The 15,328-nt window shown below is 70.2% G+C and carries 10 protein-coding genes, 1 tRNA gene and 1 pseudogene; 4 read left to right on the forward strand and 8 right to left on the reverse strand.

Features of this window, described 5'->3' with window-relative positions; genetic code table 11:
• The first annotated feature begins 71 nt into the window (after positions 1 to 71).
• Positions 72 to 146, forward strand: a tRNA-Leu gene (locus M2163_RS16065).
• A gap of 105 nt (positions 147 to 251) precedes the next feature.
• Positions 252 to 1,010, forward strand: coding sequence for a helix-turn-helix domain-containing protein (locus M2163_RS16070; RefSeq protein WP_280894282.1), 759 nt, complete (start codon positions 252 to 254; stop codon positions 1,008 to 1,010).
• 7 nt (positions 1,011 to 1,017) lie between these two features.
• Here the strand turns inward: M2163_RS16070 and pyk are convergent, their stop codons facing one another.
• Positions 1,018 to 2,454 (reverse strand): pyruvate kinase, encoded by a 1,437-nt coding sequence (gene pyk, locus M2163_RS16075; RefSeq protein ID WP_280894283.1) that lies wholly within the window; start codon positions 2,452 to 2,454, stop codon positions 1,018 to 1,020.
• Positions 2,455 to 2,599: 145 nt separating this feature from the next.
• Complete coding sequence (locus M2163_RS16080) at positions 2,600 to 3,280, reverse strand: SIMPL domain-containing protein (protein ID WP_280852095.1); 681 nt, start codon at positions 3,278 to 3,280, stop codon at positions 2,600 to 2,602.
• Positions 3,281 to 3,407: 127 nt separating this feature from the next.
• Here M2163_RS16080 and M2163_RS16085 point away from each other — a divergent pair, with 127 nt between their 5' ends.
• Complete coding sequence (locus M2163_RS16085) at positions 3,408 to 5,207, forward strand: 5'-nucleotidase C-terminal domain-containing protein (RefSeq protein WP_280894284.1); 1,800 nt, start codon at positions 3,408 to 3,410, stop codon at positions 5,205 to 5,207.
• Between the two features lie 66 nt (positions 5,208 to 5,273).
• On the opposite strand, the gene M2163_RS16090 is transcribed toward M2163_RS16085, so the two are convergent.
• The 6 genes and pseudogenes from M2163_RS16090 to M2163_RS16115 form a co-directional block, all read right to left on the reverse strand.
• A complete protein-coding gene (locus M2163_RS16090; RefSeq protein WP_280852093.1) occupies positions 5,274 to 6,698 on the reverse strand; it encodes a SidA/IucD/PvdA family monooxygenase in 1,425 nt (474 codons plus the stop codon).
• Positions 6,695 to 8,089 carry an aminotransferase class V-fold PLP-dependent enzyme gene (locus M2163_RS16095; RefSeq protein ID WP_280894285.1) on the reverse strand — a complete coding sequence of 465 codons (1,395 nt, stop codon included), beginning with the start codon at positions 8,087 to 8,089 and terminating at the stop codon, positions 6,695 to 6,697. Before M2163_RS16095 ends, M2163_RS16090 begins: the two co-directional genes overlap by 4 nt.
• A gap of 116 nt (positions 8,090 to 8,205) precedes the next feature.
• Positions 8,206 to 10,692, reverse strand: coding sequence for an aminopeptidase N (gene pepN / locus M2163_RS16100; protein WP_280852091.1), 2,487 nt, complete (start codon positions 10,690 to 10,692; stop codon positions 8,206 to 8,208).
• A 56-nt stretch (positions 10,693 to 10,748) separates the two neighbouring features.
• Positions 10,749 to 11,335 (reverse strand): annotated as a pseudogene (locus M2163_RS16105) (response regulator).
• Positions 11,336 to 11,472: 137 nt separating this feature from the next.
• The gene (locus M2163_RS16110) at positions 11,473 to 11,823 is read right to left on the reverse strand and encodes a chorismate mutase (RefSeq protein ID WP_280894286.1); all 351 of its coding nucleotides are present in this window, start codon (positions 11,821 to 11,823) and stop codon (positions 11,473 to 11,475) included.
• Between the two features lie 773 nt (positions 11,824 to 12,596).
• Complete coding sequence (locus M2163_RS16115) at positions 12,597 to 13,469, reverse strand: AraC family transcriptional regulator (RefSeq protein ID WP_280852089.1); 873 nt, start codon at positions 13,467 to 13,469, stop codon at positions 12,597 to 12,599.
• 84 nt (positions 13,470 to 13,553) lie between these two features.
• Here M2163_RS16115 and M2163_RS16120 point away from each other — a divergent pair, with 84 nt between their 5' ends.
• Entirely contained in the window at positions 13,554 to 15,323 is a 1,770-nt protein-coding gene (locus tag M2163_RS16120; protein ID WP_280852088.1) for a beta-galactosidase family protein, read from the forward strand.
• Positions 15,324 to 15,328: the final 5 nt, after the last annotated feature.

Consider the following 15,328-nt stretch of genomic DNA (forward strand, 5'->3'; position numbering starts at 1 on the left):
GCTGACAAGAGCGTACCTAGCTGCGGTAAGGTGGGTGCGCGCAGGGTCACAAGTAACCTTTGATTCTGCGGGCCCCGGTAGCCCAATTGGCAGCAGGCAACGGATTCAAAACCCGTACAGTGTCGGTTCGAGTCCGACCCGGGGCACTTTTCCTGCAATTCGAAGGTCACCGATCAAAGCGGATGTCCACGTTCCCGTGAACATCCGCTTTTTGCTGCGTGTCTTCGCGATCACTCGCCCAGAGTGGCCGCATGTACGACATCAGCACACGCAAGCGAGCCCTCGCGCTGGTGGCACAGGGACGCAGCATCAACTCGGTCAGTCGGCAAACGGGAATCTCGCGAGCCGCGATCCGCTCCTGGCTGCAACGCATCGAGCCGTCGCCGCGCATGGCATCCCCGGATCCCGGTCCGCCTGCCGACAACAAGGCCTACGCGTACCTGCTGGGCCTCTACCTGGGCGACGGGTGCATCAGCGCACACCCGCGCGGGAACGGCTACTACCTCCGCATCGCATGCGCCGACGCCTGGCCGGGCCTCATCCAGGAGTGCAGGGAAGCCATCACCAAGGTGCGCCCAGGTGTCGGCGTCTACGCCCTCCAAAAGGAGGGCTGCCGGATGGTGACCAGCTACTCCAGACACTGGCCGAACCTTTTCCCCCAGCACGGTCCCGGCAAGAAGCACGAGCGCACCATCGCCCTCGAACCCTGGCAGCAGGCCATCGTCGACGCTCACCCCTGGGAGTTCATCCGGGGCCTCATCCACTCCGACGGGTGCCGCATCACCAACTGGACGACCCGACTCGTAGCCGGCGAACGCAAGCGCTACGAATACCCTCGGTACTTCTTCTCCAACAAGTCCGATGACATCCGGCGCCTCTTCACCGACACCCTCGACAAGGTCGGTGTCGAATGGACCACCCTCGCCCGCGGCAGCGACCCGTTCAACATCTCGATCGCCCGAAAAGCCTCAGTAGCCCTGATGGACACCCACGTAGGCCCCAAGCACTGACCCGCCCCTACTTGGGACTGTCGTCCTCCCCGATGTGGTGGACCCGGACCAGGTTCGTCGAGCCCGACACCCCGGGCGGCGAGCCGGCCGTGATGACGACCATGTCGCCCTTCTCGCAGCGGCCGTACCGCAGCAGTGCCTCGTCCACCTGGTCGACCATCGCGTCCGTGGAGTCGACCTGAGGGCCGAGGAAGGTCTCCACGCCCCAGGTGAGGCTGAGCTGGGAGCGGGTCGCCGGTTCCGGGGTGAAGGCCAGGAGGGGGATCGGGGAGCGGTAGCGGGACAGTCGGCGGACCGTGTCGCCGGACTGGGTGAAGGCGACCAGGAACTTCGCGCCGAGGAAGTCGCCCATCTCCGCCGCGGCGCGGGCGACGGCCCCTCCCTGGGTGCGGGGCTTGTTCCGTTCCGTCAGCGGCGGCAGGCCCTTCGCGAGGATGTCCTCCTCCGCCGCCTCCACGATCTTCGCCATCGTCCGGACCGTCTCGATCGCGTACTTGCCCACACTCGTCTCGCCGGACAGCATCACCGCGTCCGTGCCGTCGATGACCGCGTTGGCGACATCGGAGGCCTCCGCGCGCGTGGGACGCGAGTTCTCGATCATGGAGTCGAGCATCTGGGTCGCGACGATCACCGGCTTGGCGTTCCGCTTGGCGAGTTTGATGGCGCGTTTCTGGACGATCGGCACCTGTTCGAGGGGCATCTCCACGCCGAGGTCGCCGCGGGCGACCATGATGCCGTCGAAGGCGGCGACGATGTCCTCGATGGCTTCGACGGCCTGCGGTTTCTCGACCTTGGCGATGACGGGGACCCGGCGTCCCGCGGAGTCCATGATCCGGTGGACGTCCTCGATGTCACGCCCGCTGCGGACGAAGGAGAGGGCGATCACGTCGAAGCCCATGCGCAGGGCCCAGCGGAGGTCTTCCTCGTCCTTGTCCGAGAGTGCGGGGACGGAGACCGCCACGCCCGGCAGGTTGAGGCCCTTGTGGTCGGAGACCATGCCTCCCTCGAGCACGCGGGTGTGGACGCGGGGTCCGTCGACCGAGGTGACCTCCAGGCAGACCTTGCCGTCGTCGACGAGGATCCGCTCACCGACAGTGACATCCGTGGCGAGCCCGCCGTACGTCGTTCCGCACTGCCGCTGGTCGCCCTCCGCGCCCTCTTCCACGGTGAGGGTGAAGGTGTCGCCGCGTTCAAGGAGTACGGGTCCTTCGGTGAAGTGGCCGAGGCGGATCTTCGGGCCCTGAAGGTCGGCGAGGAGGCCGACGCTGCGGCCGGTCTCGTCGGAGGCCTTGCGGACGCGGTGGTACCGCTCCTCGTGCTCGGCGTAGCTGCCGTGGCTGAGGTTGAAGCGGGCTACGTCCATTCCAGCGTCGACCAGGTCTTTGATCTGGTCGTAGGAGTCGGTGGCGGGGCCCAGGGTGCAGACGATCTTTGCTCGGCGCATGTTTCGACCTTAGGCCTTACCGATGGGTAGCGAATTGGACGGGTATGACGACTCAACCACCTTTGGGTGAAGGGTTGTTGACAACGGTTGAAGTGTGCGCCGTCCCGCTCGGATGAGCATTTCGGATGCAAATTCCAGCGGTCGCTCACAGCCTGGGTGGTGCCATGGTGAAGCGTGCGTTGACCTGGGCGTGGACGTGTTGGCGTTGGGGTTCGAGGTCGAGGGGGGCGGCTGCGGTGTCGGCCTCGTAGGCCATGGAGCGGGCGCGGCTGGCCTTGCCGACGAAGCGGGGTTCGGGGTCCTCGGCTCCGATGTCGGCGAGTTCGAGGAGGGCCACCAGGGACGTGCCCAGCGCCTCGGCGTACTCCTTCGCCCGCTGGACGGCGTCGCGTACCGCCTGCTGCCGTGCCTGTCGGTGGGCGGGTGAGTCGCGGCGCAGGGCCCACCAGGGGCCGTCGACCGTCGTGAGTTCCTGGTCGGCCAGTCGGGTCGTCAGTTCGCCCAGTGCGGTGAAGTCGGTGAGTTCGGCGGTGATGTGGACGCGGCCGTGGTAGGCGTGGACGCGTTCGCCGCGGCCGTGTTCCTTGAGTTCGGGTGTGACGGAGAAGGAGCCGGTCTCCAGGTGTTCGACGGCGTCGCCGTAGGACTTGAGCAGGTCCAGGGCGTGGGCGTTGCGGCGGGTGAGGTCGTCGAGGGCGGTGCGGCGGTCCTTGCCGCGGGTGGCCACAGTGATGCCGAGGCGGGCGATCTCGGGGTCGACTTCGAGGTGGGCTTCGCCGCGGACGGCGATGCGGGGGGCGTCGGGGGTGCCGTAGGGAACGGTCATAACGGCTCACTCTTCCAGTTTTCGCGTGGTGAGTCACCAGATCGAAACCTGTGGGGACTGTTGCCGTTCGACATGTGCGGGTCAGAATCTACGCGCGTTGTTGACCGTTCCCCGAGGAGATCGAGACATGGCCCTGAACCGCCGGAAGTTCCTGGAGAAGTCCGCCGTGACCGGAGCGGGGGTCGCGCTGGCGGGTGCCGTGGGAGCTCCCGCCGCGCAGGCCGCGGAGAGCGGGAGGAAGCCTGTGAAGCGGTATGCGCTCACCGTGATGGGCACCACCGACCTGCACGGTCATGTCTTCAACTGGGACTACTTCAAGGACGCGGAGTACAAGGACTCCGCGGGGAACGCGCAGGGTCTGGCGCGGATCTCGACGCTGGTGAGCCAGGTCCGTGCGGAGAAGGGCCGCTGCAACACGCTGCTGCTGGACGCGGGTGACACGATCCAGGGGACGCCGCTGACGTACTACTACGCGAAGGTGGACCCGATCACCGCGAAGGGCGGTCCGGTGCACCCGATGGCGGCGGCCATGAACGCCATCGGGTACGACGCGGTGGCGCTGGGCAACCACGAGTTCAACTACGGCATCGAGACGCTGCGGAAGTTCGAGGAGCAGTGCGACTTTCCGCTCCTCGGCGCCAACGCGCTGGACGCGAAGACGCTGCAGCCCGCTTTCCCGCCGTACTTCATCAAGAAGTTCCATGTGAAGGGCGCGCCGCCGGTGAAGGTGGCGGTGCTGGGTCTGACGAACCCCGGTATCGCGATCTGGGACAAGGCGTATGTGCAGGGCAAGTTGACGTTCCCGGGCCTTGAGGAGCAGGCGGCGAAGTGGGTGCCGAAGCTGCGGTCGATGGGTGCGGACGTGGTGGTGGTGTCGGCGCACTCGGGTTCGTCGGGCACGTCGTCCTACGGTGACCAGCTGCCGTACGTGGAGAACTCGGCGGCGCTGGTGGCGCAGCAGGTGCCGGGGATCGACGCGATTCTGGTGGGTCACGCGCATGTGGAGATTCCGGAGCTGAAGGTCACCAATGCGCAGACCGGGAAGACGGTCGTGCTGTCGGAGCCGTTGGCGTACGCGGAGCGGCTGTCGCTGTTCGACATCGAGCTGGTCTTCGAGAAGGGGCGTTGGTCGGTCGAGTCGGTGTCGTCGAAGGTCCTCAACTCGAACTCGGTGGCGGACGACCCGAGGATCACCAAGTTGCTGAAGGACGACCATGACGTCGTCGTGAAGTACGTGAACCAGGTGGTCGGTACGGCGACTCAGACGCTGACGACGGTCGAGGCGCGGTACAAGGACGCGCCGATCATCGACCTGATCACGAAGGTCCAGGAGGACGTGGTCAGGGCGGCGCTGGCGGGGACGGAGTACGCCTCGCTGCCGGTGATCGCGCAGGCGTCGCCGTTCTCGCGGACCTCGGAGATCCCGGCCGGCGATGTGACGATCCGGGATCTGTCGAGCCTGTACGTGTACGACAACACGCTGGTGGCGAAGTTGCTGACGGGTGCGCAGGTCAGGGCGTACCTGGAGTACTCGGCGGAGTACTTCGTGCGGACGGCGGCGGGTGCGGTCGTGGACGTGGAGAAGCTGACGAACGCGGGCAACCGTCCGGACTACAACTACGACTACGTGTCGGGGCTGTCGTACGAGATCGACATCGCGCAGGCGGCGGGTTCGCGGATCAGGAACCTGACCTGGAACGGTGCCGCGCTGGACGACGCGCAGAAGTTCGTGTTCGCGGTGAACAACTACCGGGCGAACGGCGGCGGGGCGTTCCCGCACGTGGCTTCGGCTCCGGAGTTGTGGTCGGAGTCGACGGAGATCCGTACGCGGATCGCGGAGTGGGTGACCGCGAAGGGTGTGCTGGACCCGAAGGACTTCGCGTCGGTGGACTGGAGGCTCACGCGCGAGGGGACGCCGGTCTTCTAGCGGTCCGGGAGTGGCTACGACCCTCCTCCCCGTCGGCGAGGAGGGTTCTTCCGCCGCCCCCGGGCTTTACCGTCCCTCGACGAGGGGGGTGAGGACGGGGGCGGTGCGGGCGGGTGGAATCTGTGGCAGCCGGTCTTCGAGGCCGAAGGTGGTGAAGGCGGTGCGGGCGGGGAGGGGGTAGGCGTCCTTGCCGGTGAGGGTGTTGAGGATGGTGGCGCTGCGCCAGGCGGCGAGGCCGAGGTCGGGGGTGCCGACGCCGTGGGTGTGGCGTTCGGCGTTCTGGACGTAGACGTGGCAGTCGGCGCCGGTGACGGACGGGTCGAGGACGAGGCGGAAGTGTTCGTCGACGCGGGGGCGTTCGCGGCTGTCTCGGCGCAGGTAGGGGTCGAGTCCGGCGAGGATGCGGTCGAGTGGGCGTTCGCGGTGGCCGGTGGCGAGGACGACGGCGTCGGTGGTGAGGCGGGAGCGGCTGCCCTGCTGGATGTGTTCCAGGTGGAGTTCGATCTTGGTGGTGGCGATGCGGCCTGCGGTGCGGACGCGGACGCCGGGGGTGAGGACGGTGTCGGGCCAGCCGCCGTGCAGGGTGCGGCGGTAGAGCTCGTCGTGGATGGCGGCGATGGTGTCGGCGTCGATGCCGCGGTGGAGCTGCCACTGGGTGGTGCCGAGGCGGTCGCGGACGCTTTCCGACAGGGCGTGGAAGTAGCGGGTGTAGTCGGGGGTGAAGTGTTCGAGGCCGAGCTTGGAGTACTCCATGGGGGCGAAGGCTTCGGTGCGGCCGAGCCAGTGGAGTCTCTCGCGGCCGGTGGGGCGGTTGCGCAGGAGGTCGAGGAAGATCTCGGCGCCGGACTGTCCTGAGCCGACGACGGTGACGTGATCGGCGGCCAGGAGGCTCTGGCGGTGGTCGAGGTAGTCGGTGGCGTGGATGACGGGCACGCCGGGTGCCTCGACGAGGGGCTTGAGGGGTTCGGGCACGTAGGGCTCGGTGCCGATGCCGCAGACGATGTTCTTGGTGTAGGTGCGGCCCAGTGCCTCGGCTTCGCCGTCGCTGTCCAGCTGGGTGTAGTCGACTTCGAAGACGTCGCGTTCGGGGTTGAAGCGGACGGCGTCGACCTGGTGGCTGAAGTGGAGTCCGGGGAGGTTCTCGGCGACCCAGCGGCAGTAGGCGTCGTATTCGGCGCGCTGGATGTGGAAGCGCTCGGCGAAGTAGAAGGGGAAGAGGCGCTCGCGGGTCTTGAGGTAGTTGAGGAAGGTCCAGTCGCTGGCGGGGTCGGCGAGGGTGACCAGGTCGGCCAGGAAGGGGACTTGGACGGTGGCGCCGTCGATGAGGAGCCCGGGGTGCCAGCCGAAGGCGGGGCGCTGTTCGTAGAAGACGGCGTCGAGGGCGGTGAGGGGCTGGGCGAGGGCGGCGAGGGAGAGGTTGAAGGGGCCGATGCCGATGCCGACGAGGTCGCGGGGTGCGTCGGGCTCGTGGTGTGGGGGGTGGGGGTTCATCGGGGGGTGGTTCCTTCCACGAGTTTCAGGAGTCCGGCGAGGTCGGCCGGCCGGGTGGTGGGGTTGAGGAGGGTGGCCTTGAGCCAGAGCCGGTTGGCCGCGCGGGCTCGGCCGAGGACGGCGCGGCCGTCGGCGAGGAGTTGTCGGCGTACGGCGGCTACGGCGGCGTCGGTGGCGTCTGCGGGGCGGAAGAGGACTGTGCTGATGGTGGGGGGTGCGTGCAGTTCGAAGCCGGGGTGTTCCTCGACGGCTCGGGCGAACTCCTCTGCCTGTGCGCAGACTTGGTCGACGAGGGCAGCGAGTCCTGCGCGGCCCAGGGTCTTGAGGGTGACGGCGATCTTGAGGATGTCGGGGCGGCGGGTGGTGCGCAGGGAGCGGCCGAGGAGGTCGGGGAGGCCGGCCTCGGTGTCGTCGTCGGCGTTGAGGTAGTCGGCGCGGTGGGTCAGGGCGGCGAGGTCCTGGGCGTCACGGACGGCGAGGATGCCTGCGGCGACGGGTTGCCAGCCGAGTTTGTGGAGGTCGAGGGTGACGGTGTCGGCGGCGCTCAGGCCGGTGAGCTTGTGTCGGTGCCGGGGGCTGAAGAGGAGGCCTCCGCCGTAGGCCGCGTCCACGTGCAGCCGGGCTTTTCGGGCAGCGCAGAGGCGGGCGATCTCGGGGAGGGGGTCGATGAGGCCGGCGTCCGTGGTGCCCGCGGTGGCGGCGATGAGCAGCGGTCCGTGCGGGATCGTTTCGAGGGCTGCGGGGTCGAGGGTGCCGTTGGGGGTGGGGATGATCACCGGGTCCGACATGCCCAGGAGCCAGGCTGACCTTGGTAGAGAGTGGTGAGCGTTTTCTCCGCAGATGAGGCGGACTCCGGGGCCAAGGGCCTCTCTGGCCAGGAGGAGGGCGAGTTGATTGGATTCCGTGCCACCGGTTGTGATCAAGGCGTCGGGTCGGTGGGGGCTTGTCGCGCAGTTCCCCGCGCCCCTGAGTGGCTTACCGAACACCTCTCTCGCAAGGTGCTCCGTCACCAGTGACTCCAGCTCTGAGGCCGCCGGGGCCTGGTCCCAGGAGTCCAGCGACGGGTTCAGCACGCTGACGGCCAGGTCCGCCGCTGCGGCCACCGCGAGGGGCGGGCAGTAGAGGTGGGCCGCGCAGAACGGTTCCGCCGGGTCTGCGGAGCCCTCTGCCAGGGTTCGTACCAGGTGCCGTAGGGCCTCCGGGTCGCCCTCCTCGGGGAGTACGTCCCCCAGCGCGGCCCGCACCCGCGCCGCCACCTGGGACGGGCCTCCGGGGGGAAGCGGCCCGCTCCTCAGGCGCGCCCCCTCCCCCAGCGCCTCCAGAACCGTGTCGAGCAGCGGACGCAGCGAGGAGGGGCCTTCGGGGCCCGAGGCCAGGGGCGGCGTGTTCATCGTCGACCTCCGGGGGCGCTGGTGACTTCCAGCTTGGACGCGGTTGCCTGGGCGCGCCCGGAGAGTTCAACGATTCTGACCCGAAAGGGGGTACTCCCGTACGGGGAAAATCCGCGCTACGGCTGCCTCACCCGCAACGCGCGTCCCAGGTCGTCGAGTTGGTCGACCAGCTTGCGGCGCAGGGCGGGGATGGGGTCGGCGTCGCGCAGACAGGTCTGGCCGAGCCGCAGGTTGTCCTCGTCGATGGCGTGGTGCGGGAACGCCCAGCGGCCGGCGGCGTCGGCGATGGCGGGGCCGCGGCGGGCGGCGAGGGCGACGGCGTCCTCGTAGTAGCGGGGCACGTACTGCCGTACGAGCTCGGTCTGTTCGGGCTGCCAGAAGCCCTGGGCGGTGGCGGTGAACAGGTAGTTGGAGAGGTCGTCGCGGGTGAACATCGCTTCCCAGGCCTGTGCCTTGGCCTCCTCCGTGGGCAGGGCGGCGCGGCAGCGGGCGGCGCCTTCCTGGCCTGCGGCGGAGGGGTCGCGGGCCAGTTCGGCGGTGATGGCGGCCTCGTCGGTGGCGCCGAGGACGGCGAGGCGGGCCAGGACGCGCCAGCGCAGTTCGGGGTCGAGTTCGGGGCCGCCGGGGACGGTGCCGTCGGCGAGCCAGGCGGCGATGGTGTCGGGGTGGGCGGCGACGTCGATGCAGTGGCGGACCGCGATCAGGCGCAGGCCGGGGTTGTCGCCGTCCTCGGTGCGGCGGATGAGGTCGCGGCACAGGGAGGAGAGGGTGGTGAGGGCGGCGGGGCGTTCCTCGGGGGTGGCGTAGCGGTCGGCGACGTAGGTGGAGGCGAAGGCGAGGACGCCCTGGACGAGGGCGAGGTCGGTCTCGTGCGGGAGGTGGGCGCGGGCCGCGTCCAGGTAGGCGGTGGGCGGGAGTTCGCCGTCGCGGACGGCGTCGCGCAGGGCGTTCCAGACGACGGCGCGGGTCAGGGGTGAGGGGAGGCCGGAGAGGCACTCGGTGACCGCTTTGAAGGACTCGGGGTCGAAGCGGACCTTGGCGTAGGTGAGGTCCGAGTCGTTGAGGAGCAGGAGGGTGGGGCGCTTGCCGATGGGCTGCGGGGTGCTCTGCGGGACGTCGAGGTCGAGGCGGTCGCGCAGGACGAGGTGGCGGCCCTCGTCGGCGACGTCGAGGTCGTAGAGGCCGACGTTGACGCGGTGCGGGCGGCTGCCCTTGTGCTCGACCTGGAGGGTGTACGTGCCTTCCTCGCCGCGGGTGACGACGGGCCGCAAGGTGTCGACGCCGGTGGTGCGCAGCCAGCTGTCGGCCCAGGCGTGGACGTCGCGTTCGGTGGCGGAGGCGAGGGAGTCGATGAAGTCGGCGAGGGCGGCGTTGGCGAACTTGTGGCGGGCGAAGTGGGTGTTGATGCCGGCGAGGAAGTCCTTCTCGCCGAGCCAGTGGACCAGTTGCCGTAGCGCGGAGGCGCCCTTGGCGTAGGAGATGCCGTCGAAGTTGAGGAGGGCGGAGGCGGTGTCGTCGACGGCGTCGGGGGCGACGGGGTGGGTGGAGGGGCGCTGGTCGGCGTCGTAGCCCCAGCCCTTGCGCATGACGCCGAAGTCGACCCAGGTGTCCGTGAAGCGGGTGGCCTCGGTGAGGGTCTGGTAGCCCATGTACTCGGCGAAGGACTCGTTCAGCCAGATGTCGTCCCACCAGCGCAGGGTGACGAGGTCGCCGAACCACATGTGGGCCATCTCGTGGGCGATGACCATGGCGCGGGTCTGGCGTTCGGTGTCGGTGACGGCGGAGCGGTAGACGAACTCGTCGCGGAAGGTGACGAGGCCGGGGTTCTCCATGGCGCCGGCGTTGAACTCGGGGACGAACGCCTGGTCGTAGGAGTCGAAGGGGTACGGCTCCTCGAACTTCTCGTGGTAGCGGTCGTAGCACTGCTTGGTGATCTCGAAGATCTCGTCGGCGTCCGGGTCCAGGTAGGGCGCGAGCGAGCGGCGGCAGTGGATGCCGAAGGGCAGGCCGCGGTGTTCGGTGCGCACGGAGTGCCAGGGGCCGGCGGCGACGGCGACGAGGTAGGTGGAGATCAGGGGGGTGGGGGTGGCCTGCCAGTGGCCGTCGCCGAGGTCGGTGGTGATGCCGTTGGCGAGGACGCTCCAGCCTTCGGGGGCCTTGACCGACAGGTCGAAGACGGCCTTGAGGTCGGGCTGGTCGAAGGCGGCGAAGACGCGCTGGACGTCGTCGAGGAAGAGCTGGGTGTAGACGTAGGTCTCGCCGTCGGTGGGGTCGGTGAAGCGGTGCATGCCCTCGCCGGTGCGGGAGTACCGCATGTCGGCGTCGATGCGCAGTTCGTGCTCGCCGGCGGTCAGTCCCGTGAGGGGCAGCCGGTTCTCCTCGAGGGTCCCCGGGTCGAGGGGGCGGCCGTCGAGGGTGGCCTCCCGCAGTTCGGCCGGCTTGAGCTCGACAAAGGTGTCCGCCTCCGTGCGCGCGGTGAACCGGATGACGGTCTGGGACGCGAAGGTCTCGTCGCCGGTGGTGAGGTCGAGCGCGATGGTGTAGCGGTGGACGTCGAGGAGCTTGGCACGGGTCTGCGCTTCGTCGCGCGTCAGTACGGACATGCAGGACATGCTGCCTGATGGCACGGGCAACTCACAGAGGCGGATCGGTACACGCCTTATGTCCGGTCCTGTTCGAGCTCCCCGGTGTGCGCCCGTTGCCGCGCTGCACCGGTACGCGGGCGTCCGGGTGGGGCAGGGCCGGGTGGGCGGCAGGGGTGTCGTCCTCGTCGTGGGCCTTGTCCTCGGTGTGGTCCTTGTCCTCGGTGTGGTCCTTGACGAGGGCCCGTAACTCCCGCACCTCGTGTTCGAGGGCGAGGTGGCGGCGGTGGGCGTCGAAGAGGTAGCGGACCTTGGTGCGCAGGGCCCAGGGGTCGATGGGTTTCATCACGAGGTCGGCGACGCCGAGACCGAAGGCGGCGGAGGTGAGTTCGTGGTCGGGTCCGAAGCCGGTGAGCAGGATGACGGGTATGTGCTGGGTCTGCTCCAGGCGCCGCATGTAGCGGACGACGTCGAGTCCGCTGACGCCGGGCATCCGTACGTCGAGGAGCAGGAGGCCGACCTGGCCGCGGAGCACCTGCTTGAGGGCTTCGTCGCCGCTGGTGGCGCGGCCGAGCCGGTAGCCCAGCGGGGCGAGGGCGCTCTCCAGGGCGTAGAGCGTGTCCTCGTGGTCGTCGACGATGAGGATCTTGGCATCCGAAGGCATGGCCGGCGTCCCTCCCTCGCGGACAGCCAGCCTACGCCCGTGCCCTGACACGGTGTGCTCGCGGGCTGACAAGGAGTGCACAGCGCAGCATGCCGTCTGAGGGCGGCCCTGTCACCTCCCCGGGGCGTTCGGCGAGGTCAATCGGCCAGGGGGGCGGGGCCGTTGACGGTGTCCTCGGCGATGCGCTCGTGGTGCCTGATCACCTCGGCGATGATGAAGTTCAGGAACTTCTCGGCGAAGGCGGGGTCGAGTTTGGCGTTCTCGGCGAGGGTGCGCAGCCGGTCGATCTGACGGGCCTCGCGGGCCGGGTCGGCGGGCGGCAGCTGGTGGCGGGCCTTGAGGTGGCCGACCTGCTGGGTGGCCTTGAAACGCTCGGCGAGCATGTGGACGACGGCCGCGTCGATGTTGTCGATGCTGTCCCGCAACCGGTTGAGCTCTTCACGGACAGCGGGGTCGACGTCACCGGTTCCGGTGTTGCTGGTGGTCATGGGCGACAACCCTAAGGGGGCGCGGGTGCGGGGCCGTCGGCGGATCGGGCGGCCGGGGACGACCAGGCGGTACGACGCCCTGGGCGCTCACCACTCTGGCGGAACGGTTGGATCCGGGGGCGGGTGTGCGGCTCTCCGACGGAGCGGCCGGGGCGGGTTTCCGACGGAGCGGCTGGACTGGGGCCGGGTGTGCGGGTTCCCGACGGAGCGGCTGGACTGGAGCCGGGTGTGCGGCTTTCCGGCGCAGCGGCCGGGCGGGCGGGTGTGTGCTCTCGCCGGAACGGCCGGGCCGGAGGCCGGATGTGCGGCTTCCCGGCGCAGCAGGCAGGCAGCCGAGTGTGTGCTCTCGCCGGAACGGCCGGGCCGGAGGCCGGATGTGCGGCTTCCCGGCGCAGCAGGCAGGCAGCCGAGTGTGTGCTCTCGCCGGAACGGCCGGGCCGGATGCCGGGTGTGCGGCTGCCGCCGGAGTGGAGGTCTGGGAGATCGCCCCCGGAGGAACACCCGGACCGGGAAAGCTCTCTCCCCCACCCGATGGCCTGGATCCCTCCCAGGGGCCCTCACGTCGCCACCCGATTCACCGACCCCAGACCAGCCCGCCACACGCCCATAGCCAACCGCCCAGCCCCACCTACAAGCCCCAGCCCCCGCACTCGCCGCCACCCCAACCGCACCTCAACACCCAACCGCCGGAACAAGAACCGGAACCGAGCACCCCCACCGGGCCGGCGCCCGATCCCCAGCCCCCACCCCACCCGGTAGGCCCACCCCCCGTCTCACACCATCGGCGGATCCCCCGGATCAGGGACCTGGTTGCTCCAGCCCCCCGGCAGGGTCCGGCTTTCCTGGGCGCGGAAGCGGATGGGGGCCATGCCGACGCGGCGGGTGAAGAGGCGGGAGAAGTAGGCGGGGTCGTCGTAGCCGACGCGGCGGGCGATGGAGGCGACGGAGAGTTCGGTGGCGGCGAGGAGTTCCTTGGCGCGGCCGAGGCGGATGCCGAGCAGGTAGTCCTTGGGGCTGCAGCCGGCGCCGCGGCGGACGGCGGTGCGCAGTTCGGCGAGGGTCATGCCGTGCCGGGCCGCGTGGTCGGCGACGGACAGCGGAAGGCAGGCGTCCCGGGCGAGCGCCTTGAGGACGGGGTCGCCGTCGGGGGCGAGGTCGGCGCGGGCGCGGCGCAGGGCGACCAGCAGCTCGTGGACCGCGGCGCCGGTCTCCGCCTCCAGGAGGGGGTTGTCGCGGCGTGCGGCGCGGGCGATGCGGGCGATGACGGCGCGCGGGCCGGTCGCGTCGGACAGGGGGACGACGGGGCGGTCGGGTTCGATGTAGCCGAGTTCGGTGTAGGTGGCGGTCGCGGGTCCGGTGAAGCCGACGAACCCCTCGTCCCAGCCGGTTCCCGCGTCGGGGGCGTAGTGGTGGGGGATGCCGGGGGTGAGCCACAGCAGCGCGGGCGCGGTGACCGTCGTTCGGCGGCCGTCGGGGCTCTCGTACCAGCCGGTGCCGGTGCTGATCACGACGGCGACGTGGCTGTCGAGGGTGCGGGGACCGACGGTGGGCAGCGCGCCGTACTGGAGTCCGACTCCCAGGCAGACCAGGCCCAGCCGGTGGTGGACGGGGCTGGGGCTGAGGAATCGCATCCAGGTGTGGTACATCGCGCTCCTCGCATGCGCTTGGGTCCAAGCAGCGCCGATCTTTGTCCATGGACGTGATCGTCGCCAGTGGTGAGGGTGGAGCCTATGAGCGAGTTCACGGTGGGTGAAACCGATTTCCTGCTGGACGGCAGGCCGGTGCGGCTGCTGTCCGGCGCCCTGCACTACTTCCGGGTGCACGAGGCCGCCTGGGGGCACCGGCTGGCGATGCTGCGGGCGATGGGCCTCAACTGTGTGGAGACGTACGTGCCGTGGAACCTCCACGAGCCGCACCCGGGCGACTTCCGGGACGTGGAGGCGCTGGGCCGGTTCCTGGACGCGGCCCGGGAGGCGGGGCTGTGGGCGATCGTCCGGCCCGGCCCCTACATCTGCGCGGAGTGGGAGAACGGCGGTCTGCCGCACTGGCTGGAGGGGCACGCGCGCACGGGCGACGAGCGGTACCTCGCGCAGGTGGAGCGCTGGTTCGGGCGGCTGCTGCCGCAGGTCGTGGAGCGGCAGATCGACCGCGGCGGCCCGGTGGTCATGGTGCAGGCGGAGAACGAGTACGGCAGCTACGGTTCGGACGCCGCGTATCTGCTGCGGCTGACGAAGCTGCTGCGCGCCGAGGGCGTGACGGTCCCGCTGTTCACTTCGGACGGCCCCGAGGACCACATGCTCACCGGCGGCTCGGTCCCCGGTGTCCTCGCCACGGTGAACTTCGGTTCCGACGCCCGCACGGCCTTCGAGGCGCTGCGCCGCCACCGGCCGCAGGGCCCGCTGATGTGCATGGAGTTCTGGTGCGGCTGGTTCGAGCACTGGGGCGGCGAGCCCGTCGTACGGGATGCCCGGGACGCGGCCGCGGCGCTGCGGGAGATCCTGGAGTGCGGGGCCTCGGTGAACCTGTACATGGCGCACGGGGGCACGAACTTTGCGGGCTGGGCGGGCGCCAACCGGGGCGGGGGCGCGCTGCACGACGGTCCGCTGGAGCCGGACGTGACGTCGTACGACTACGACGCGCCGATCGACGAGTACGGCAGGCCCACGGAGAAGTTCTGGCGTTTTCGCGAGGTGCTGTCCGCGTACGGCCCGGTCGCGGAGCTGCCGCCCGCGCCGGAGGTGCTGGGTGGCGTCGGTGACGTGGACGTGACCGCGTGGGCCTCGCTGCCCGCCGTGCTGGCGGAGCGCGGCGGGCCGCCCCACGAGGGCCCCGTGCCGCCGACCTTCGAGGAGCTGGACGTCGACCGGGGGCTCGTGCGGTACGAGGTGACCGTGCCGGGGCCGCGGCAGCCGTACCCGCTCATCGCACGGGGGTTGCGGGATCTCGCGGTGGTGTACGTCGACGGTGTGCGGGTCGGGGTGCTCACCGAGGAGGACGTGCGGCTCAAGGAGCCGGTCGCGGGGCACGCGCGCGTGGAGCTGTGGGTGGAGTCGCTGGGGCGGGTCAACTACGGGCCCCGGAGCGGGGAGGCCAAGGGGATCACCGGCGGGCTGCTGCACGAGCGGCAGTTCCTGCACGGGGTGCGGGCGCGGGGGCTGCGGCTGGACGCGCTGGACTCGGTGACGGGCATCGGCTTCGGTGACCTGCCCGGGGACGGCTCGCCGGGCCTGTACCGGGGCGGGGTGGACGTGCGGGGCGCCGGGGACGCGGTCCTGGAGCTGCCGGGCTGGACGCGTGGGTTCGTGTGGGTCAACGGCTTCAACCTGGGCCGGTACTGGTCCGCGGGCCCGCAGCGGACGCTGTACGTGCCGGGGCCCGTGCTGCGGGAGGGCGCGAACGAGGTGTGGGTGCTGGAGCTGGAGGAGGCCCCGGCGCAGAGCCCCGCGCTCCGGCTCCGGGCCCCGGATCCGACCCGCGAGAATCGGCCCGCGACCTCGTAGAGTGG

The organism is Streptomyces sp. SAI-135 (assembly GCF_029893805.1).
Taxonomy (GTDB): Bacteria; Actinomycetota; Actinomycetes; order Streptomycetales; family Streptomycetaceae; genus Streptomyces.